15 protein-coding genes are annotated in these 23,259 nt (G+C 41.2%); 10 read left to right on the plus strand and 5 right to left on the minus strand.

Annotated features, from left to right (window positions below):
• Positions 1–222 precede the first annotated feature (222 nt).
• On the plus strand, positions 223–1,812 hold the full coding sequence (locus tag A6M13_RS07105) for an MFS transporter (RefSeq protein ID WP_066544409.1): 1,590 nt from the start codon (positions 223–225) through the stop codon (positions 1,810–1,812).
• Positions 1,813–1,828: 16 nt separating this feature from the next.
• On the opposite strand, the gene A6M13_RS07110 is transcribed toward A6M13_RS07105, so the two are convergent.
• Both A6M13_RS07110 and A6M13_RS07115 read right to left on the minus strand, forming a co-directional pair.
• A complete protein-coding gene (locus tag A6M13_RS07110; RefSeq protein WP_066544416.1) occupies positions 1,829–2,116 on the minus strand; it encodes a BRCT domain-containing protein in 288 nt (95 codons plus the stop codon).
• Between the two features lie 88 nt (positions 2,117–2,204).
• Positions 2,205–2,714, minus strand: coding sequence for an acyl-CoA thioesterase (locus A6M13_RS07115; RefSeq protein ID WP_066544418.1), 510 nt, complete (start codon positions 2,712–2,714; stop codon positions 2,205–2,207).
• A gap of 385 nt (positions 2,715–3,099) precedes the next feature.
• On the opposite strand from A6M13_RS07115, the gene A6M13_RS07120 reads away from it, so the two are divergent.
• From A6M13_RS07120 to A6M13_RS07140, 5 genes are read left to right on the plus strand one after another with little or no spacing between them, the layout of a single operon-like run.
• Positions 3,100–3,813, plus strand: a complete 714-nt coding sequence (locus A6M13_RS07120; RefSeq protein WP_066544421.1) for a GntR family transcriptional regulator — start codon at positions 3,100–3,102, stop codon at positions 3,811–3,813.
• Positions 3,814–3,826: 13 nt separating this feature from the next.
• On the plus strand, positions 3,827–4,924 hold the full coding sequence (locus A6M13_RS07125) for an iron-containing alcohol dehydrogenase family protein (RefSeq protein ID WP_245669254.1): 1,098 nt from the start codon (positions 3,827–3,829) through the stop codon (positions 4,922–4,924).
• A 1-nt stretch (position 4,925) separates the two neighbouring features.
• On the plus strand, positions 4,926–6,677 hold the full coding sequence (locus tag A6M13_RS07130) for a thiamine pyrophosphate-binding protein (RefSeq protein ID WP_066544424.1): 1,752 nt from the start codon (positions 4,926–4,928) through the stop codon (positions 6,675–6,677).
• Between the two features lie 3 nt (positions 6,678–6,680).
• Positions 6,681–7,613 carry a bile acid:sodium symporter family protein gene (locus A6M13_RS07135; RefSeq protein WP_066544426.1) on the plus strand — a complete coding sequence of 311 codons (933 nt, stop codon included), beginning with the start codon at positions 6,681–6,683 and terminating at the stop codon, positions 7,611–7,613.
• Positions 7,610–8,575 carry an SDR family oxidoreductase gene (locus A6M13_RS07140; protein WP_066544434.1) on the plus strand — a complete coding sequence of 322 codons (966 nt, stop codon included), beginning with the start codon at positions 7,610–7,612 and terminating at the stop codon, positions 8,573–8,575. Before A6M13_RS07135 ends, A6M13_RS07140 begins: the two co-directional genes overlap by 4 nt.
• A gap of 95 nt (positions 8,576–8,670) precedes the next feature.
• Here A6M13_RS07140 and dhaK read toward each other — a convergent pair whose 3' ends face one another.
• Together dhaK and A6M13_RS07150 are read right to left on the minus strand one after the other, a co-directional pair.
• Positions 8,671–10,416: a dihydroxyacetone kinase subunit DhaK gene (gene dhaK, locus A6M13_RS07145; RefSeq protein ID WP_066544438.1), complete on the minus strand. Its 1,746-nt coding sequence runs from the start codon at positions 10,414–10,416 to the stop codon at positions 8,671–8,673.
• A gap of 152 nt (positions 10,417–10,568) precedes the next feature.
• Entirely contained in the window at positions 10,569–10,892 is a 324-nt protein-coding gene (locus tag A6M13_RS07150) for a hypothetical protein (RefSeq protein WP_066544443.1), read from the minus strand.
• 251 nt (positions 10,893–11,143) lie between these two features.
• Between A6M13_RS07150 and A6M13_RS07155 the strand changes: the two genes are divergently transcribed.
• The 3 genes from A6M13_RS07155 (at position 11,144) to A6M13_RS07165 (ending at position 20,580) form a co-directional block, all read left to right on the plus strand.
• Complete coding sequence (locus A6M13_RS07155) at positions 11,144–12,937, plus strand: sensor domain-containing diguanylate cyclase (protein WP_066544446.1); 1,794 nt, start codon at positions 11,144–11,146, stop codon at positions 12,935–12,937.
• A 716-nt stretch (positions 12,938–13,653) separates the two neighbouring features.
• On the plus strand, positions 13,654–19,842 hold the full coding sequence (locus A6M13_RS07160) for an NEAT domain-containing protein (protein WP_066544458.1): 6,189 nt from the start codon (positions 13,654–13,656) through the stop codon (positions 19,840–19,842).
• A gap of 120 nt (positions 19,843–19,962) precedes the next feature.
• The gene (locus A6M13_RS07165; RefSeq protein ID WP_066544460.1) at positions 19,963–20,580 is read left to right on the plus strand and encodes a LysE family translocator; all 618 of its coding nucleotides are present in this window, start codon (positions 19,963–19,965) and stop codon (positions 20,578–20,580) included.
• Positions 20,581–20,737: 157 nt separating this feature from the next.
• On the opposite strand, the gene A6M13_RS07170 is transcribed toward A6M13_RS07165, so the two are convergent.
• A complete protein-coding gene (locus A6M13_RS07170; protein ID WP_066544463.1) occupies positions 20,738–22,117 on the minus strand; it encodes an L-cystine transporter in 1,380 nt (459 codons plus the stop codon).
• A gap of 186 nt (positions 22,118–22,303) precedes the next feature.
• Between A6M13_RS07170 and A6M13_RS07175 the strand changes: the two genes are divergently transcribed.
• Positions 22,304–23,233 (plus strand): helicase domain-containing protein, encoded by a 930-nt coding sequence (locus A6M13_RS07175; protein ID WP_066544465.1) that lies wholly within the window; start codon positions 22,304–22,306, stop codon positions 23,231–23,233.
• The last annotated feature ends 26 nt before the right edge of the window (positions 23,234–23,259 follow it).

Here is a 23,259-nt window from a genome sequence, read left to right on the forward strand (position 1 = left end):
GACAGTATAACGATTCACCGCGCGTATAAAAAGTTGAGTATATTGCATGTAGCAAGCGCCATTGAAAAAAGCTTGCTTAAATGTGTGCGACGAAAGCAGAAAAGTGTTAGGAGAAATGACGAGATTTCTCCTAACACTTTGTTTTGTCTCAAGCTCTTTTCGCTTTTTACTTGAAGCAGACACAATTAATTTAGTAAATTAATACGTACAGGAGGTGTTTTTATGACACAAAATCAGGTCGAAGGTCATAATAAGTGGGTATTACCGCTATTTATGATTGGTGTGTTTATGGCAGCGCTCGATAACGGCATTATTTCCGCGGCGTTAACGACCATTAATGACGCGTACAATGTCGATGCTAACTGGGGCGCATGGGGTGTAACGATTTATACACTCGGTCTTGCCATCAGTGTGCCGATTGTCGGGAAACTGTCAGACCGTTATGGGCGCAAAAAGCTTTTTATTATTGAAATTGCGCTTTTTGGGCTCGGTTCCTTGCTCGTAGCCCTCAGTCCAACATTTGAATTTTATTTATTGGCACGTTTAGTACAGGCGCTTGGTGGCGGTGGTATTTTCATCATTGCGTCGTCGCATATTTTGGCGACATTACCGAAGGAGCAACAAGGGAAGGCACTTGGCGCGCTTGGTGGTGTGAACGGCATTGCATCATTAATTGGCCCAAACTTAGGCAGTATTTTATTGGACTTTACAGGAAACTGGCATATTTTATTTTTAATTAATATTCCAATTGCGATTGTCTTAGTATATTTAGGGTTTACGAAATTAACAGAAACGACAGCAGATACAGCAGGGAAGCTCGATTTAATGGGCACCGTCTTATTATCACTGAGCATTTTAGCGATTATGTACGGTTTGACGAACTTAGAGGGCGTCAATATTGTTGATAGTATGTTGTCTCCGCATGTATATGGCTTCTTATTAGGTGGTATCGTATTATTTGCAGTATTACTCGTACATGAAAGCCGTCTAGAAAAGCGCGGGGGTGACCCGATTTTACCGATTCAGCTCTTAAAGCGTGGCCCGTATTTAATGACATTATTAATTGGGGCATTCTCAGGTGCGTTATTAGCGAGCATGATTTTCATTCCAGCTTTTACAGAGCAAGTACTAGGCATTGAACAGTCAAAATCAGGCTATTGGATGACGCCACTTGCAATTGCCGCAGGGATTGGTGCAGGAGCGGGTGGTGCATTAACGGATAAGCGTGGCCCGATTTTTACGGTTGTATTATCGGGTGTGCTATCAGGAATTGGTTATGTACTGTTTGCACAATTTACGGATGCCATTTGGCTCTTTATTATTAGTTCGTTTATTGTCGGTATTGGGATTGGCGTTATTTTAGGGGCGCCGCTCAATATTTTAGCAACGGAAAGTGCAGGCGACAATCAAGGAAGTGCGCTTGCATCGTTATCACTCGCACGCCAAATTGGTATGACGATTGCACCGACGATTTATGCTGGCTTTATTACACGCGGCTTCAATGAATTACCGACATTATTTGCGACGGACTTCCCGAGTAAACTACAACAAAACGTCGAAGCCGCAAATTTATCACCAGCTGCACAAGCAGAACTTGGCACATTAATCGGGCAAATTTCGAGCGATACCGATATGCAGGCATTAGTCGGTCAAGTACAAGACCCCGCATTACGTCAAGTGATTACCGACACCGTATCGGATATGACGACACTTGCAGCACAGCAAGGCTTTAGTGGCTTATTTATGTCCGCAGCTGTTATATCTGTGCTTGTATTATTTGGCGCAGTTATGTTAAAAAGCTTACGTAAATAATCAAAAGGAGCACCCATTACGTATGGGATGCTCCTTTTTCGTTAAATGATAGTAGCCATAAAAAGTCGGCTTCTTCTAGTAACTGAATGTCGTGACCAAGTGCAATCAGGTGCTGCGCTTTGGCATGCTTTGTACTAATGCCACGGCGTTTATCGCCTATTATGACGAAATGGGTGTGTGTAGTTACTGCGCCTTGCATAACTGCACCAAATGCGCTTGCTTTTTGTGCTGCGGTATGACGGGTCATGGTCGATAATGCGCCAGTAAAAACGAGATTTTTTTGATAAAATGGATGTTCCATCATGTATTTTCAACCTTTTTACGTTTCATTTTGTGTGTTTTATCATAAAGGTTTTCAATGCATGGTGCAAGCTTTACACGACAGCGATAATTTAAAGCTTTTTCTTTAAGAAGGATACGAGTTCTTTATTTAACTGCTTTTTCTCAGCGACATAATTATTGCGTTGTTTCGCCGTCTCATATAAGTAGCGTTCTTCTTCTGTTTCAGGCACAATCCCTGGAATTTTATAAGGACGTCCATTTTCATCTAACGCAATAAAGGTGAAATAGGCAATCGACGCAATTTTTTGTTCGCCGTTACGTAAATTTTCTGTATACACTTTTAAAAATACAACCATTGAACTTGTACCGGTCCATACGACAAATGCTTCAAACGTTACATATTCTTCTGGGCGAATTGGATGCAAAAATTCCACCGCATCCACTGAGGCTGTGACGCATTCACGGCGGCTATGTTTCGCCGCTGCAATCGAGGCAACTTGGTCCATATTACTCAGCAAACGTCCCCCGAATAATGTGTTGTGATTATTAAAATCATTTGGAAATACGCGACCGGAACGATAGACGCGGGATTGTCGGCAAAACTTCATTTCTTCTGTCATTTGTGTGATCTCCTCTCAATTGCAACTCGCTTTATGTATGAAAATACGCGCAAATAGTAGAAAAAGCAATAAATTTCTATTTATTTAAAATATTTTGTTAAATTAGTAAAAACACACTTGACTACTAAGAATTCATTGTTTTATAGTGACAGTATATGAGATGCTGATTAGAACACTAAAGGCGCCCGTAAAATTAGTTATGATTTACTAATGGTATGGGTGCCTTTTTTCTGCGCACTAAGCATTACCGTAGTATATTATTTGGAAATAAATATCAGAAAATTAAGAAAAAAGATTGCGTGTTTTCATATCACATGGCTATAATCACCTTAAGAGATGACAACTGGTACGGACGTTCCGATGTTCGTATGAAAGAGGTGAAACCATGCTGAAATTCGATAGCCCGTTGCCGCTACATATTCAGCTGAAGGAAATTTTACTACGCGATATTCGCGCGGACATATATGACGATAAAATTCCAAGTGAACGTGAGCTGATGGACTTGTATCAGGTGAGTCGCTCGACTGTGCGACAAGCGGTGACGCATTTAGTGCAAGAGCGCGTGTTGGAAAAAGTGCACGGAAAAGGAACGTTTATCACAAAGCAAAATGCTGTACATGATTGGCTAAACACATTGAATAGCTTTTCAGAAACGGTCAAACGTTTAGGTATGACGCCTGGCGCTGTTTTATTAGAGGCGCAGCGACAGCAGGCAAGTGAGCAAGAGCAGCAATATTTACAATGTGATGACGTATTTTTAATCGCGCGCTTGCGAACAGCAAATGATTTACCGATTGCTGTAGAGCGTCATTTTTATGCGCCGGAGGTTGGTGAGCAGCTAGCTACGTATGATTTAAATGCGGTAACGATTTATGATGTGATCGAACAGCAGCTACAACTTGTTATGGTGGAGGCGGAGCAAATGATTTGTTGTTGCCCGATTAGTGTTGAGGATGCAGCGTTACTCAATATTGCACCGCATACAAATGTACTATGTATTGAACGAACAATTTTATCATTAGACGGCAAGGTTTTAGAGTACTACAAAAGTTATTTTCATCCTGAGCTTTATTCGTTACGGCTAAAAATTCAGCGGTAGAGGAGCGAATGTCGTGTATACATTGACAATGCCTAAAAAAGTAATGGTTGCACGTGGTGAATGGCAGCGTGTACTGAATGAACAGTTAGCTTTGCAACAATGCACACGCCCGTTTTTGTTATATAGCGGGAGTGTTTGGCGTAGGCATGCAGTGGTGATAGATGGTGCAACGTATTATGAGATGCCTACAGGTGAGCCGACACTCGCGATGCTTGAACAGGTGTTGGCACGTATAGATACGCATGACGCAGTTGTCGCAATTGGCGGTGGGAGTGTTATTGATATGGCAAAAGCAGTAGCAGCACTTGCCCGCAATAAAACAGTACCTTTTGAACAGTTATGTACTCAAGCCGTGGAGCGGGTGCCGTTCATCGCCATTCCGACTACAGCGGGGACAGGTTCAGAAGCAACAAAAGTAGCGGTTTTAACGGACGAAGCGGCACAGAAAAAAGTTAACCCAGCACATGAGCAGCTAGTACCGGATGTTGCGATATTAGATGCGACGCTAACGACAACATTGCCCTTACACATAACGGCATTTACAGCGCTTGATGCACTTACACACGCCATTGAAGCGTATGTATCAACAGAAGCTAATATGTTTTCTGACATGTATGCGGAGCAAGCGATAGCGCTACTTGCACGAGGTTTACAGCAAATTCAGCAAGCGCCCGATGATGTAGACGTACGCGAGCAACTGTTACTCGGGAGTTTTTATGCAGGGGTCGCGTTTTCGAATGCTTCGACTAATTTAGCTCATGCAACTGGTAGAGCATTAGGGGTGCTCGCTCACTTGCCACATGGACAAAGTGTCGCGCTGATGCACCCGTTTGTTGTCACATTTAGCTATGAAGCGTGTCAAGCGCGTTATGACCGCATTGCTGAGCTACTGCAGACTAAAAATGTGGCATTATATTTGATGCAGTTAAATGTAGATTTTCACGTGTGGGAAAGTGCGAGGCATCTCGTTCCATTATTAGCACAACAAAAAGAGCAATTGACACAACTAGCATTAAGCGGAAACGGTATTCAAACGAATCGCCGCATTCCGACAGCACAAAATATTACACACTTATTTACACAATTACAACAAACTTTAGGAGGACTGTAATATGAGTACAATGATGACAGGTGGAGAAGTAGTTGCAAAAATGTTGGCGATTGAAGGGGTAAAAAATCTTTTTGGCATTATTGATGGTACATATTTTGGCTTTTATTCGAATCTTGAAAAGCATGGTATTCGTTTAATTTCACCACGACATGAAACATCTGCGGCGCATATGGCGGGTGCTTATGCACGAACGTCCAATCGTTTAGGGGTATGTATGGCAAGTAATGGTCCAGGGGTTGCGAATATTTTACCAGGTTTAGTTGTGGAGCAAGCAGAAGGGAATCGTGTGCTATGCATTACGAGTGCGCGTCGTACAGGTATCATGTATCCAGACCGTGGCGGCACGTATCAATGCTTTGACCAAACAGGTACGATTAAGCAGTTTGCAAAGTGGAGCGAGGCTGTGCCGTCATTTGATCGTATTCCTGAAATGCTACGTATGGCGTTACGTAAATGTTTTGAAGGGCGTCCAGGGGTTGTGCATGTAGATATTCCAGAAAATATTATGAATACGAAAGTGAAATGTGATATTTCATTTTGGGAGCCGTCACAATACCGCATGATGGAGTTACCGAAAGCATCTCAATACCAAGTTGAGCGTGCCATGATGTTATTAAAAGAGGCGAACTTCCCGATTATTCATGCCGGAAGTGGTGTGCTGCATTCTGGAGCAAAAGCAGAACTAACGGAATTTGCCCAACGCATGAACATGATGGTGACAACGAGCTGGGCAGGTCGCGGTGCCATGTCTGAAGAGCATGATTTAATGATGCCAATGGTGCATATTGAAGCGAATAATAATATTCGTAGTGAAGCGGATGTTGTGTTAATTTTAGGCTCTCGTGTTGGTGAAACCGACTGGTGGGGGAAAGCACCTTATTGGAATCCACATCAAAAGGTCATTCAAATTGATTTAGACCCGATGATTTTAGGGGCAAATAAACCAGCAGACTTGTTAATTCAAGCAGATATTAAATTTTTCTTACAGCAAATGCTTCAGCAGTTAGCGCAAGACGGTGAAACTCATGTAAACCGTCAACGTCAGCAGTCTATTTCCAAGCATTTAGCGACAAAGCAGGCGCATCGTAAAAAGCTAGATGAGCATTTAAAAGATAATAGTAAACCGATTAATCCAGCGCGTGTGCCGAATGCGATTGGCAAGGTGTTTCCGAAACATACACCGCTTGTGATGGATGGTGGCAACACGGTTATTTGGGCAAACTTTTATTACACAGTAAATGACGTGATGCCGCTACATTCGACGTTTAAATTTGGCATGCTTGGTGCAGGGGTTGGACAGGCGCTTGGTGTTGCAGTGGCAAAGCCAAATACACCGGTTGTTTGTATTATTGGTGATGGAGCGATGGGCTTCCATCCACAAGAAATTGAAACAGCTATTCGTAATCATTTACATGTTGTCTATATTGTCATGTGTGATAAACAGTGGGGCATGGTTAAGATGAATCAGCATTTCGCACTGCGTCCATTAAAAACGATGTTGAAGAAAACATTAGACCCACATGAAAGTATTAATGCCGATTTAGGTGAAATTCGCTTTGACTTAGTGGCAGAGGCAATGGGCGCACATGGTGAATATGTGACGCATCCAAATCAGTTAGAAGAAGCGATGCAACGTTCGATTGAGGTTGGGAAGTGTACCGTAATTCATGTGGAAGTAGACCCAGTGAAGCATATGTGGGCACCTGGATTACGTTATTTCAAAGATATGCATGCTGAGCCGAAAGGAAAATAATATATGGGCATTGATACAATCCAAATTAACTTCAATGAAAGTGCCATTTTGGTCATGAATATTGTGATCGGCTTTATTATGTTCGGTGTAGCACTTGATTTACAGCTATCGGATTTTAAGCGCTCACTGAAAACGCCTAAACCGGCACTTATCGGTATAGCTTGTCAATTTCTACTACTACCAGCGATTACGTTTGTATTAGTCAGTATTGTGCAGCCGCTTCCGAGTATTGCGCTAGGCTTGTTTTTAGTCGCTGCTTGTCCAGGAGGTAATTTATCAAACTTTTTAACGCATTTAGCAAAGGGCAATACACCATTATCGATTAGCATGTCAGCCATTTCAACGATTTTAGCGATTGTCATGACGCCGCTAAACACATTGCTATGGGCATCAATGTATGGGCCAACACGCGATATGATTCAATCGTTTAGCATCAGCGTTGGGGATATGTTTACGACCATCTTTTTAATGATTGGTTTACCACTTATTGTAGGGATGGTAATTCGTCAAAAAATGCCACGTTTTGCGGCGCGTTTTAATCAAATTATGATGAAGTTATCAATCGTGATTTTCATTGTATTTGTTATTGTAATGGTGGCCAATAATTTCAGTGCCTTTACCGAGCATGTCGGTGCAGTCGTATGGGTTGTTATGATTCAAAATGCGCTAGCACTGTGCATTGGCTATTTTACAGCGCGTGCTTTACGTGTGGAAGAACGTGACCGCCGTGCAATCGCGATTGAAACCGGTATTCAAAATTCAGGATTAGGTCTTGTTCTGATTTTTAATTTCTTCGGTGGGCTTGGAGGTATGGCCCTTGTTGCGGCATTTTGGGGGATTTGGCACATTATTTCCGGCTTAACCATTGCCACAATTTGGTCACGCAAGCCACCAGCCAATGATTTGGCAACAACAACGGAGGTACGACGCACATGAACGTATTAATTACAGGAGCAGCGGGCTATTTAGGCCATCAGCTTGTTACGCATTTATTAGAACAGAGTGCGCACACGGTTATTGCGGCGGATATTCGAGAGGAATCCCCGTTCCCACTACATGAACGTTTACAGTATGTGAAATTAGACGTGCGCGCACCAGAGGCAACAGCAATTTTTCAACAGCATGCAGTGGAGGTCGTTGTGCATTTAGCATCGATTGTGACACCCGGGAAACATAGTGACCGTAGCTTTGAATATTCGGTCGATGTATTAGGAACAGAAAATATTTTACAGGCGTGTGTCGCCGCCAATGTCCGTCGCATCATTGTGTCGTCAAGTGGCGCAGCATATGGTTATTACGCAGATAATGCAGCGTGGCTTACCGAGGAGCATGCTATTCGAGGCAATGAAGTATTTGCATATTCGCATCATAAGCGCTTAGTCGAGGAAATGTTAGCGGTGTATCGCCAGCAACATCCACAGCTTGAACAAACGATTTTCCGTATTGGTACAATTTTAGGGGAAAATGTCCGCAATCAAATTACAAATTTATTTGAACAAAAAGTATTGCTCGGCATTGCTGGCTCGGATAGTCCGTTTGTCTTTATTTGGGACCAAGATGTCGTCGCGTGTTTTGTGAAAGCGATTGATAGTGATGTGACAGGTATTTTTAATGTTGCCGGTGACGGAGCGTTAACGATTGATGAGCTTGGTATTTTGCTCAATAAGCGCGTTATCAAAATTCCTGCAACAGCTGTTTACAGTGGATTGTTTGCGCTGAAGCGATTGCATTTAACACAGTATGGAGAAGAGCAAATTGACTTTTTACGTTATCGTCCGGTGTTGTTAAACACAAAATTAAAAGAGCAGTTTGGGTATATTCCGATGAAAACGTCCCTTGAAGCATTTGAATTGTATATGTGGAGTCGTATGAAAGAAGCGGCTACCGTCCTATCATAATGAAAAAAACACCGGTCATCATGGGTAGTATCGATGACCGGTGTTTTTATTAGAATGAATATAAAATAAATAGATTAATGTATTTATTGTTTTATTTATTTTACTTCTTGCGCAAGCGCAGTGAAAATAACGCCAAGGCCGTGTGCACCAGCATCAGGGTAGCCTAAACTACGGTCACCTACAGCGCCGGCACGCCCCATACGTGCGACAATATCTTTTGTGCGTTCAGCGCCATCAACAGCTGCTTCTGCTCCTGTGACAAATGCTTCTTTAAACGTAGCATTATTTGCAGCGGCTTGTTGCCATGCTTCAACAGTTGGTACGAGCGCATCGATTAATGTTTTATCGCCAACAACAGCACCGCGTCCGAAAGAGCGTTCACCTGTTGTTTGGATACCGTCCACAGCTGCTTGCAGCATATTCGCAAATTGAGCCACTGTTAATGTTTCCGCAGATGCTACAGATTTGGCAGCTGCGCGGAAAGCAGAGCCCCAAATCGGACCAGATGCACCACCACAATGCTCCATAATGACAAGAGAACTTGCATGTAAAAATGCACTTATCGTTGTCGTTTCTGCTAAAATTGTTGCCCATTCACGTTTTAATTGTTTGAAGCCTTTTGCAACGCTCATTCCGAAGTCGCCATCACCTGCATGTTGGTCAAGTTCACAAAATGGTACTTCGTTTTCAATAATAACGGCGCTCATTTTGTCTACATAATAGTGCATATTATGTAGTGTGAACTGCTCGTTCGTAATCGCAGCGAATTGCACATCTGTTTCAACCGTGAATGACACTTGCTCGTCTGCTGTAATTGTTTGAGGTGCAGCTGCCGTCATCGGTAGTGCAGCACCGTCTACTTTTAATGTAGGTGTGGAAGCGGGCGCATCTAAATAACCTTTTAATTCCTCATCAAGTGCTAGTAATGACACAGACGCACCCGCCATATCGATACTTGTCATATAGTTGCCAACAAATGTGCGATATGTTGTGACACCACGCTGTTGTAATTCACGTAATACAGCATTATTTAAAATATATAGTTCTTGTAATGGTGTGGCACCGAAGCCGTTAATAAGTACAGCCACTTCTTGCGGAGCTGTTCCATAATCACGTAATAAATCGGTAACCATACGCGCAGCTAGCTCATCAGCAGGCAGTAGTTTTTCACGCGTAATACCTGGTTCACCATGAATCCCAACACCATATTCCATTTCATCTTCTGCTAATGTAAATGTTGGTGTTCCCGAAGCCGGTACCGTACAAGAGGTTAAGGCTAAGCCAATGCTTTTTGTCGCACGAGCCGTTTTTTCCGCAGCACTTTTTACTTCTGCTAACGTTAGTCCACGTTCAGCCGCAGCGCCAGCAATTTTATGTACAAAAATAGTACCGGCAACACCACGACGACCGACTGTATATAAGCTATCTTCTACAGCAATATCATCATCTACACGTACGTAATCTACGGTAATACCGTCTTCTTCCGCAAGCGCAGCGCCATTTTTAAAGTTCATCATGTCACCGCTATAGTTTTTAATAATCATCAGTACACCGGCATCTGTTGCGACTTCTTGAATGCCTCGGTACACTTGAATTTGTGATGGGGATGCAAACACATCGCCACAAACTGCAGCATCGAGCATACCTGTGCCGACAAAGCCTGCATGTGCTGGCTCATGTCCACTACCACCACCGCTAATTAAGCTTACTTTTTGAGTGTTTAAGTCTTTTTTTTTGATGATTTTGTATTTAGGTGAAAATGTTAATTCTGGATGGGCTAACACGAGACCATTACACATTTCAACGACGACATTTTCTGGCTGATTTATAATTTTCTTCATGACGTTAACCTCTTTCTGACGCACAATGCGTGTATTTTAAGTATTACATTCGTATCATACCTTATTTTCCTAAAAAAAGGGATATAAAGCGTCACGTAATGATGTGCTAATAAAAAACCTATCCAGCTTTGTTTGCTGAATAGGTATGTGTATCATTCGGATTTTTCTTCAAGAGCTTGTTCGAACGAGCCATCTTCATATTCATATAGCTCGAATAATTGAATATACTCATCAATGGTCGTTTGCACTGCTTTTAATTCGCCTACCAACACGGGATGTAAATTTTGTAGTTCAGGCGTTTCTAGCTGTTTTTGTAACGAAGCTTTGCGTGTTTCTAATTGAATTAAAAATTGGACAATGCGTTTACGACGAAATGTTTGTGCACCAGAGCCTCGTTCACGACGTTCAGCACTGTTTGCGCGATGATGTGCGCGGCGTTCGTCCTCAGATTGCTTGATCACGTAGTCTTTTCTCATGTATTCATCACTCCGTTCAGCACAATTCGTATGCGTTTGTATACATCTATATTGTGGTTTGATTGTATCTGTTCACTTAGCGTTCGTCAATGAAAACAAACGGCAATGATGATATCAGTAAAAAAGCGAAGACTAGCATGATTGGCTAGATTTTAGGCAGTTAATATAGTAGAGAAATATGGTAAAATAGAAAGAATTCGATGAAACCAATGTATACAATTTATGATTGTTGCAATTTAAAGGAGAGAGCCATGAGAAATCGATTGCTACTAGCATGGGTCATGAGCATTTTATGCATCGGAATCGGTGCTTTTCAAACAGAAGCGGCAACTCTCCCCGTGCAGTCTGTCTTGCAACAGCAAGAAGTTGTAAAGATTCAGGGAGATTGGTTATTTTTTGAAAATGAACTGTATGATGGGCTAGAGCCACCAGAAATATACGAACGTGGCAAACGTGTCACGATTCCACAAGAGTTTGAAGCAATTACGGGGAACGTAAATGGTTATGGTACATATGTAACGCAAATTGAAATTCCAGCATCGTATAAGGGGCAAGTGTTAGCCATTCGTTCACCGTATCAGTATAGTGCAATGGCGTTATATGTAAATGGAGAGCGCATTGCTACAAGCGGGCAAGTAGGGCGTACAGAAGCGGAACATGTCACGATGTTAGAGTCACAAACAGGCTATTTTAAAGTAGAAGAATCTGTTATTACGATTGCTATCCAAATTTCGAGCTTTGCGCATATACGTGGGGGGCTAGCCAATCCGTTATTCATTGGTGAAGCGTCTCTTGTTGACCGACAATTTCAACAGCAAGTGTACTTTATTATTGTATTACTCGGTATTATTTTAGCTGTTGGTATTTTGACGTTGATTATTGGTTTACTACGTCGAGAGGAAAAGGCATTTTTAGCGTTTTCCCTTTTTTGCTTTAGCATTGTAGTGCGCACATTAATGACCGTGCCATTTATTTATCGTTTATTACCGATTGATATTTCGTATGTAACCGCAACAAAGTTAGAATATATTGCAACATGCTTAACAGCGATGTTTTATGTATGGTTTATTTATTATTTATATCGCGATTTATTTAAGCGATCGGTAGTGGTCTTCAACAGTGTGATTTTAGCAACAATTGTGCTGATTACGCTTTTTACACAGCCATTATTTTTCCAACAAGTCTTCTTTATACTAGGCGTCTCACAATTTATCGTTGTCATGTATATTGCATTTGTATTTAGAAACGCATTAAAGTATCGTCGTCGATTTATTATCCCAAATTGTATTGGTGTGGCGATTACATTAGGCGGCATGATAACAGATTATTTATCCGGTGTGGGCATTATTAACGTATTTCCAATGACGTTATTTTGCTTAACGATTAATGTGATTATTGTTATCATGTCGATTGCGAACCGCTATGCACAGCAATTTACGGAAACGGCACAATTAAATGAAGAGTTAGTGCAGATGAATAGCACATTAGATGAAACGATTCGTCAACGTACAGCCGAGCTCTCAAAGGCAAACGAACGCCTGCATAAACAAGCGATGTATGATAGTTTAACGGGGATTTATAATCGCCAATATTTAAATGATACATTGCCATTTATATTTAATGAAGCAAAGACGAAACAGGAGCCGTTTTCAATTATGATGTTTGATTTAGACGAGTTTAAAAAATATAATGATTTTTATGGTCACTTAGAAGGCGATGCCATTTTACAAAAAGTAACGCAAATTGTCGCAGCGCAATTACCGGATGATATTATATTTGTGCGCTATGGTGGCGAAGAATTTATATTGTTGATGCCAAACTACACGAGAGAGCAGGCCTATGCAATTGCTGAACATTTACGTGGCATTGTCCACGAGACACAGTTAGTACATGAAGGGCGCATGCAAGGTTATGTAACAATTAGTGGCGGTGTTGCAACATTGGCTGACAAATATGAAACACCGCGAGCGTTAATTGAAGCTGCTGACCAGGCACTATATACAGCGAAACGTTCAGGTCGTAATAAAGTATATATGACAACATAGTTAATCGTTGATTTGTGAGATGAAAGTTAGTAGAATTTTAAGCTGTCGTGCCGAAAATTAGCTTTTTAAGGTGCGCAGTGACGTTTTACGGACAGCATATTGAGCAACGAAGTGGTGGGAGAAATATTACATTTTCTCCTACCACTTTTTTATGCTTAAAGCATCTTTTTTTGTATTTTTATAGATTTTCGCCGTATATTGCCACGAACATGGAACTGACAAGAGTGAGGGGCTCTTATACGAACATGATCTGACAACGAAGAAGCGTAGTGAAAAAAGATAGGTGTAAAGTCTGTTTGTTTTTGTTGAAAATAATAAAAATATGCTTTTTCGATATAAATCACTTTCCGCTACTTTTATCCATGAAAATTTTAGGAAAAGAACGGCACTTTCGTTTAAGCAAAATGTAAAAGTCGCATTTTCTGTCGTTATTATGTAGCAGTATGGAGAACAAAAAGCCAAAAATAGTAAAAATTGATGCTTATCACTTCGATAAAAACGTATTATCGACAACAGTGCTGTTTTTTTGTAGATTGAACTTGTATGAACAATGCGGTGAGAAGAAACAAAAAAAGAAGCCTCTTGAACATTTACGGGCATCATAAAAACGATGTGAAATCTGTAGAAATATAGATTTTTTTCTTTCACACTCATTGAGAATGATTATCGTTTTCTTTTAGAGGACATACACAAGATGAAAATAGCAGGAGGAAATTATGAAATCATATCGTTATTCGAAAAAGTATATGCGTGTAGCATTAGCAACTGTATTAGCGGTGAGTGCTGTTGCACCGACAATGTCGCATGCAGAGGCATCAACAGCTGAAGTAACATCCTCATACGATTTAGCACAATTAGAAGCAGGGTATTATGCGATTGGTACAACATTGGCGACAGAAGGAGGCAATGTAGACCAGTTCCAGCTGACCTATCATACACCGTTACATGCAGAAGTTGAAGTAACCGAATCTGGTGAAAAGATTGTCACGTTATATGTCAATCGAAATGTAGTATCAGCGTCTCATATTGATACGATTTCGGTGCAGCAAGACGGGCAAGATATTCCGGTTACGGTCACGGAGTCACTGCCCCGTGTTGGCGATAGTTTACCGCAAACGATTCAATTTACTATAAGTGATTTAACAAAGCCATTAACCATTCAGTATAATTTTTCTCAAAAAATATCGACGATTATTCGTGAAGATATACCACAACAAGCAACATTGTCATTTGATGCGACAACGATAACAAAACAAGATGCACCAAGTCGACAGTTTGAGCAGCGTGAGACGTTAGCAGATGGTGTTTATGATGTATCGCTTGCATCATTTATGTCAGGTTCAGGCTTTGTCACACCAACTGCAGTTAAAGCGACCGTGGCACCAAAAGCTAAATTAGAAGTCATCAATGGGAAGTACTATGTGACCGCAACTGTTTTACCAGGTCTGCATGCAGAAAATCCACAAAATAATTATGAACTACATAATATCAACAGTATTTTATATGCATGGACAGGGACAGAAGAGACAAAAGCGGCTCAAGTCGCAGTGAATGAGGAGACACATGAAACGACGATACGATTTGAAATTCGGAATCCATATGATTATACGGAATTAATGAGTTCAAAATATTATTATGACCGTGAAACACCTACGTACGGAGGAACAGAGCGTCTTTATTTAAAAATTGACCCTGCAACGATTACGTATGTAGCGGAAGCACCAACTGTTGACGTAGGCAATTATAAAGTAGTATCAACATATCGTACGCACGCGATGGACATCACACGCCCATATGCGAATACATTTTTCGCACAAGAAGTGGCCATAGATGTGACGGCAGCTAAAAAGACACTGACTGTTCAAGTATTAAATAATGAGGAATCATTAGTGGACATTACATCGTTTTCTTCGACATTACCGTATGAGGAACTAAAGGCAGCGGATGGCTCTGTGTACGCGCTACAATTTACGGTCGATACATTACAGCAAAACATTCCACTAACAATTAGTGGGAAAGATAAAATAACAGGAGAACAAGTCACGGAACAAGGAAGCATTGTGACAAACTTTGTCACGCTAGAAAAGTTAGATGCACCGCTACCGTTACGTAAGCACACGAAGCATGTCCCAACAGCATTTCCGCATGAGGACGGCGAATATACCATTGATGTGACATTATTACGTGATGTGCAGCGTGCCCCATTTACAAAAGAGGTTGGTTTGGCATCAAATGAATATTTCATTGAGGATACACGCGTTGTCGTCAACGATGGTACGTATACAGTAAAAGGTACAATTCGTAATAATAGTGCGATGTCGTATACGGATGGGTGGGAAATGGAGAACGTATACGGAGATTATACATTTACCCCATTTACAATGACGAAGAAGCTAGATGTCGCAGCGGGCGTTTTCAATCAAGAATTTGAAGTCGAAGTGGATGATTTATCAGCACCGACACGTGTGAAATTCAATACGTATCGTCCGTACGATCAAAAGCTAACAAATTCCTTTATCGGTCGTTTATTATTTGATTTAGAAAGTGTTGCCCCATTTGAAGCAAACGAAGTAGCAGGGGAAGAATTGCCCTATACGTTAACAGCAGTAGGGAATGGCGCAATGGATGACTTCGTGGTGAATTACTTAAATCCATATTTTGAAAAACCTGCCACACTAAAAGAAGAAGACGGTCAGCGCTATGCATATATTACGATTACGGGCAAGATGTATATTGCCGACACGATTTTATATACGGATGAACAGGGGAACGAAAAGCCTGTGACATTTGTGAGCGATAATGGCAAGGAAGGCTTAGATCGTGTGCGCGTTATCAAGTTCCCCGTTCACACTGAAACGATGAAACTATATGTGGATGGTGACACATATGGTCAGTACCATGTCCAAACAAACTTTGTCCTAAAAGAAGATGTACCGTATACAATTGTGCTAGCGCCCGATGCACCGCCTGCACCAATTGATATTGCTGCGTACTTAGGTCCTTATTTTGAAAAGCCAGCCGAAGTGTATAAAGAGAATGGTCAATATTATGCGAATATTACATTGAACGGCAAAATGTATATTGCGAACGAACTGCAATATGTCAACGCGGCTGGTGAAAAAGTCGATGCAGAAATTATTGCCGACAATGAAAAAGAAGGCTTAGACCGTGTGTATACGGTGAAATTCCCATTAGCGAGCAATGTACTCGATATTTATGTGGATGCAGACACATACGGTAAATATGATTTACGTTTAACATTTGATAAAGATATCGTGGCAGTGACACCGCCTATTGAGCAACCGCAAGAGCCGGAGCAACCAGTAGAAGAAACAGTAGAAGAAAATGTGTGGTTTACAGCTGAACATACACGAGCTTCAGCCCGACCATATATTGAAGCAGCGATGCAGTCAGCTAATATGATTACACGTGACGGTGCAAAATATGCGCAATTTACAATTGCGGCAAGCACCAATATTAAATTAAAAGACAGTGACACCTATACAATTGTTGCAACAAAAGAAGATGGTACACAAATTGTTGAAGTGTTATTAATTGATGGCTATAAAGCGGTACTGCCATTTACTTATTATCCAATGCCTTCAATGCCAGCATTTGTGATGGACAACACGACGACTGTTTACTTCCCATTCGAAACACCAGCAAATGGTGATGTATCGGCGCATGAACACTTTGCGATTACCGATGTGACAGATGCCCACTATGTGAAGAACTACCGCGAGGCTACCAAAAATATTGATGTGATTACGCGTGAAGATGGACGTTATGCCCGTATTTCACTGGATTTACGCTATCCAATTTTCGGTTCAGTATCAGGCGGTCAGCTTGTGAAAATCGCCAATCCATTACGCACATATGAAGTGAAGTTAAATGACGACAACGAAGCGACGTTAACATTTAGTAGCTCAGGTACCGCTGATCACGTAGTGACGTATCAAGTAGCAGCAGATGCACAAGAGGCTACGTTATACGAAGGGTTCAGTTCTTATTTAGATGTAACCGAAAAAACAAATGTGACATTTGTTTATGAAGAAGGGACAGAAGCAGAAGCGATTCGTTTATTACAATCGGCAATGACCGAGCAGCCATATGTAGATACGGCAGAGAATGCCATTATCCTTGGCATGGCGTTTGCACCAACAGACGAAGTAAAAGCGGTACGCATTAAAAAAGATAATATGATGTTTGTAAATTGGAATAGTCCAGACACTGGTGCGATGCAAACAAGCTTTACCGGCGCGATTGGTGAAGGGATGTTCTTTGAAGTTGAGCATGTAGACGGCACGGTATATAAAGTGCCGGTGAAGGCGTTTGTTGCCGGTGACATGACTGCGCAACCAGAACAGCCAGCAGTTGTTCAATTTGTCGAAAAAAATGTAGACTTCCAGTTTACAACGGGTACAGATTTTGAAACGGGTGCGAGTGCAGATGCATACTTACGTGATTTCGTGACAAATGCAGATTTTGTCATTGGTGAAGACGGCGAGCCGTATGCAGAAATTACATTTGGTGGTCATTCATACGCAATTGATACATTCAAAGAAGGCAATGAAACAGGGGCAGATGCAACCATTGTCGCAACAACAGGCTCAGTTGATACGAAGGACTTAACACGTACGGTGCGTATAGCATTAGATGCACACTATCAGGCGAATGTTTTCTTAGGAAGCACACGCGGAAATTATACGTTCAAATTTGACTTTATTGAAGAAAAAACAAGCTTTGCCTTTACAAGTGGTACAGCAAATGATGCGTATTTCTCAGCGTGGGTACCAAGAGCAGATGTCATTGAAGCAACAAATGGGGACCGCTATGCCTATATTACATTTGCGGGGCATTCCTATGCGGTTGAAGATTTCGTTGTAAATGACGAAGCGGCTGTTCTTGTATCTGAAACAGGCTCAGCTGAAACGAAAGACCTTGTGCGTGTTGTCCGTGTGAAATTAGAAGATCATAAAGCTGCCGTAACGTTAAAAGCCAGCACACACGGCACATATACATTTAATTTTGATTTCACCAAAGCAACAACATCATGGTTGGATGCATTAACACGACAAGACCAAGCCGTCGAATTAACGATTACAGCAGGTATGCCAGCGCAATTTATTATTCCAGGTGTCATTGAAGCAGCACAAGCAAAAAAGGTAGACGATGGTATTCAGTTTACGATTGATACGACAAAAGCAGAAAGTGCACGTGGCTTCTATCAAACATTTATTGTGAAGCAAGGTGACAATATTTTAACAGAAGTATCAGCAGCTAATCACGAAACAGCCACATTTACAGTAGCGTCGATTGATGATGTGACGGTTGAGGTTGTCTATGTGACACCAGAAACAGAAACCGCAGCACAAAAAGAAACAACGTATACAGGAACATTAACCAATGTGAAAGTTGTGGAAGAGGAAGTACCAAGCGATGAAGTAGACAGCTCACAATATGTGGATGGTTCAGATTTAGATGAGACCATTTTCACCGCAACGCCGCAACCGTTGACATTCACGTATGAATCATTAATCGCACATATTCCGTCTGCTACAGCAATGGCGACAATTATACCAGCAGCAAGCGTAAAGAAAGTCGAAGATGCATATGAAGTTACGTTAACGATTAACCCCCGTCAAACGTATGATTTCTTCGTGACACAGCGCGGGGAAACAGTAGCATCGATTGATCCTGAAGGTACAGAAGAAACGACATTGACATTTACGGTACCCAATTTAGATGACTTATTCTTCTATGTAAATGGTATTTCAGGAAGCGGGATTGAAACGGTTATTGGTGCACAAGTAACAGGATATGAATTAACACCGGTAAATCCTGAAGAGCCAACAGAACCAGAAACACCAGTAAACCCTGAGCAACCGACTACACCATCATTACCAGTAATACCAGGATCACCAACACCTGTTGAGCCACAGCCAGAACAGCCGGTAGCACCAGAAGTACCACAACAACCTATCGTTACCGAAACGCTACCATCAACAGGTGATGTGACATTTGATATTACAGCACCCGCTGCATTTACAGCATTTATTAGCAATATTGACACACACCAACATGCGGATGGATATGATGTCTCATTAGCATTACAACCGACAGAATCGCTACAGTCGTTTACCGTGCTACAAGATGGTGAAGAAATCGCCTCTTGGTCGCAAAATGAAGCGTTTACGGCGAAGCTAGCCGCATTATGGCAACGTCTGACAGCCACAACACCGGCACCAACAGTCAACTTTACGCTATCATCGCTTGAAAATTTACAATTTGTGGTGACAACAACAGAAGGTGAATTAACGGCAACTGTTACAGCAACAGCCGTTGTTGAAGAAGAGACAGTGACACATCCATTCACAGATATTGCTGCAACAGGACATGAAGCTGAAATTGCTGCATTATTTAATGCGGGTATTACAACGGGTACATCCGCAACAACATTTAGCCCAGGTGCACCAATTACACGCGCCCAATTTGCAGTGATGATTGCGCGTGCTTTACAAGTAACGCCAACGACTACTACGACATTTACCGATACAAAAGGCAAGTGGTATGAAGCCGATGTACAAGCATTACAAGAAATTGGTATTATTACCGGTACATCTGCGACAACATTTGAACCAGGTAAACAAATTACGCGTCAGCAAGCTGCTGTGATGATTCACCGTATGCTACAATATAAAGGCTATGTAAATATAGAAACGACACTTTCATATACAGATGCAGCAAAAATTTCTGCGTATGCTGAAGAAGCATTTGCCCAATTGCAACACCAACAGATTATGACGGGGAATAATGGTGAAATCTCACCACAAGCATCATTAACACGTTCACAAATGGCAAAAATATTAAAGCGTGCACTGGATATAAGTGGTTATGAATTTTAACGAATAACAGTAAAAGCCCGCTCGATATGCATATCGCATTTTCGAGTGGGCTTTTATTGATGTTGAATACGCAAAAAAGATTGATTATAATGAAAATTAAAACTATTAGGAGGTGTAAGCGTGACGAGCATACCATTATTTATACTGGCGTGTGTATTGCTAATCATTTTACCAGGTCCAGATACAGCGATTGTTACGAAAAATACGATTACTGGCGGACGAAAGGCGGGTATGCAGTCGATGCTTGGCACATGCGCAGGGTTAGGTATTCATACCGTTGCATGTGTAGCGGGGTTATCGGCATTAATTGTCCAATCAGCGTTTGCGTTTACGGTGTTAAAATACATCGGTGCGATTTATTTATGCTATTTAGGCATTCGTACATGGATGAATATGCGCGCGAAAAAAGAGACAGCTGCAGAGTTAGAGATGGCAGCTAAAGGAAATTCCGCATTTAAACAAGCGTTTTTCACAAATATTACAAACCCAAAAGTAGCGGTGTTTTTTCTAACGTTTTTACCGCAGTTTTTAGCACCAGACGCCCAACCATTTTGGGCATTTTTAGCAATGGGTATCATCTATGCAGTACTGACATTTATTTGGTTTATTTTTTACGTGTTATTACTCGACAGCATACGTACTTTTATGAACAAGCCAGCGACGCAAGCAGCGATGGAGGCAATTACAGGTGCAGTGTTAGTTGGGTTTGGTATTAAATTAGCCTTTGAAAAAACATAAAGTTTATCCGACACTTTTTAAAGGAAAATAAAAATATGCAAATAAAAAAGCTGACACATTGCGGTTGAAACCAAATTTTCTCAGCTTTTTATTGTAGAACGCCACTAAAAAACCCTGCGTCAGCACCGTCTCAACGGTGCTGACGCAGGGAAGTTGTTTATAATAACCCTTTTTCATTGATAGGTGCATTATAGACATCGGTATCTAGCTCTTTTGTAGAACGACTTGATACAATACCAGATAGCATAGAACCACTTACATTGAGTGCTGTACGACCCATGTCAATTAATGGTTCAACCGAAATTAAAATACCGGCTAACACAATTGGTAAGTCCATCGCAGACAGAACGATAATCGCAGCAAATGTTGCACCACCACCAACGCCAGCTACGCCGAACGAGCTAATGGCCGTAATTAAAATTAATGTTGCGATAAAGCCAGGGTCTAGTGGGTTAATGCCTACAGTCGGAGCAATCATAACAGCAAGCATCGCCGGATAAATACCCGCACAGCCATTTTGCCCGATAGATAAACCAAATGACCCTGCAAAGTTTGCAACCCCTTCAGGCACACCTAAACGTTTTGTTTGTGTCGCAATATTAAGTGGTAATGCACCTGCACTTGAACGTGATGTGAATGCGAATAATAATACTTCGCCCGTTTTTTTCACATATTGCAGTGGGTTTAAGCCCGTCAATGCAATAATGATTAAATGGATAATAAACATCGCAATAAGTGCAACATAAGAAGCAATCACGAATTTTCCTAAGTCAATAATTGCTTGGAAATCACTTGTCGCAATCGTACGTGCCATAATAGCAAGTACCCCGTATGGTGTTAATTGTAATACCATACGCACAACACCCATAATTAAGCCGTAAATCGCGTCAATGCCTTTTTTAACCGTTGTTGCTTGCTCTTCTTCTTTACGACGAAGTTTTAAATAAGCAATCCCAAGTAATGCGGCAAAAATAACAACACCAATTGTTGATGTTGAACGTGCGCCTGTTAAATCGGCAAATGGATTACCAGGGAACATCGATAAAATTTGGTCAGGTAGTGTTGTGACTTCTTCAGAGCGCTCAACAAGTGATTCACCACGTGCTGTTTCAGCATCTCCTTGTACAATTTCAGAAGCATCTAAATCAAATACGATAGAAGATGTAATGCCGACAGCTGCTGCAACAGCTGTTGTGCCAATTAAAACTGCTAAAATCAGTGCGGCTGCCTTTCCGATATTTTTACCAGCTGAAATTTTTGTGAACGCTGCTAAAATCGAAATGAAAATAAGTGGCATTGAAATCATTTGTAATAAACGAACATAGCCTGTACCGATAATGTTATACCAAGGCATTGTCTCCGCTAAGCTTTCAGATTCCACGCCGTAAATCAGTTGTAAGGCAGCCCCTAATACAACCCCAAGTGCTAAACCGATAAATACACGGTTTGAAAATTTAACGTTTTTCTTTTTTAACGTATATAAAAACGTTAGTAGCGCTAATAAAACAAGAATATTAGCTAATACTGCAAAATTCATATTAATTCCCTCCCAAACAATTCATCTTACGAACTAAATCTGTTTTTATCATACACCTTAATTCCGATAAGTCAAGTATGAATTAATGTGGGAATTTTCGGAAATATTTTTCGAGCGTTTTATAACCCTCCACTTTGACACCAGCGAAAAACCTTTTGCTACACTAGTTGTTCTGGAGGGATTTTAATGATTGAACAACGAGAATATGACTATTTACAACAAACATTACACAGCTTACAGCAAACTCGCAAACACCTATGTGCGACGATTGAGCATAAAAATGCCTCATTTAATGACTTACAAAAATATGTCGTCGACTTTCATGCAGAACTCGATAAGTTTGAAATATATGATTATCAACAGTCACTACGTATGATTGATAAACAAGGTGTTGCAAACGTGCTAGCGAAACAGCAAATTGACCGTCTATTAGACTCACCTTATTTTGGCGGTTTTGATTTTATATATGAAGATGAAACGGAGGCAGAACGTTTTTATATTGGACGCTTTGGTCATGAAGGTGAAAACGGGCAAACGCTTATTTATGACTGGCGTGCACCGATTTGTCATATGTATTATGAGTTTGAAATCGGCGCGGCATATTACGAAGCCATGCAGCAACGCTTTGACGGGGAACTTATTGGCAAGCGCCAAATTAAAATTGAGCATGGAGAGCTACAATATGTGTTGAATAGTTCATTGACGATTCAAGATGAAGCACTACAACAAGTGTTACACGCAAATGGTAGCGACAAAATGAAGACGATTGTGACATCTATTCAAAAGGAGCAAAATCAAATTGTGCGTGATGATACGGCACATACACTAATTATTCAAGGGGTAGCGGGTTCCGGCAAAACGGCTGTAGCACTGCACCGTATTGCGTATTATTTATATAAATACCGAGATACTTTACGCGCCGAACGCATTTTTATTTTGTCACCGAATAAAGTATTCGGACATTATATTTCAAATGTGTTGCCGGAGCTTGGCGAGGAGCCAATTCGTTCTTTTACATTAGATGAGCTAACAGAACGTTTATTGCCAAATGCGGTTACCTATACATCATTTGAAGAAGAGACTGCCTTTATTTTAGAAAATCCCCAAAGTGCATGAGCAAAACGTGCCGCACAAAAAGCGAA

Origin of the sequence: Caryophanon tenue, assembly GCF_001700315.1 — a bacterium.
Classification (GTDB): Bacteria; Bacillota; Bacilli; order Bacillales_A; family Planococcaceae; genus Caryophanon; species Caryophanon tenue.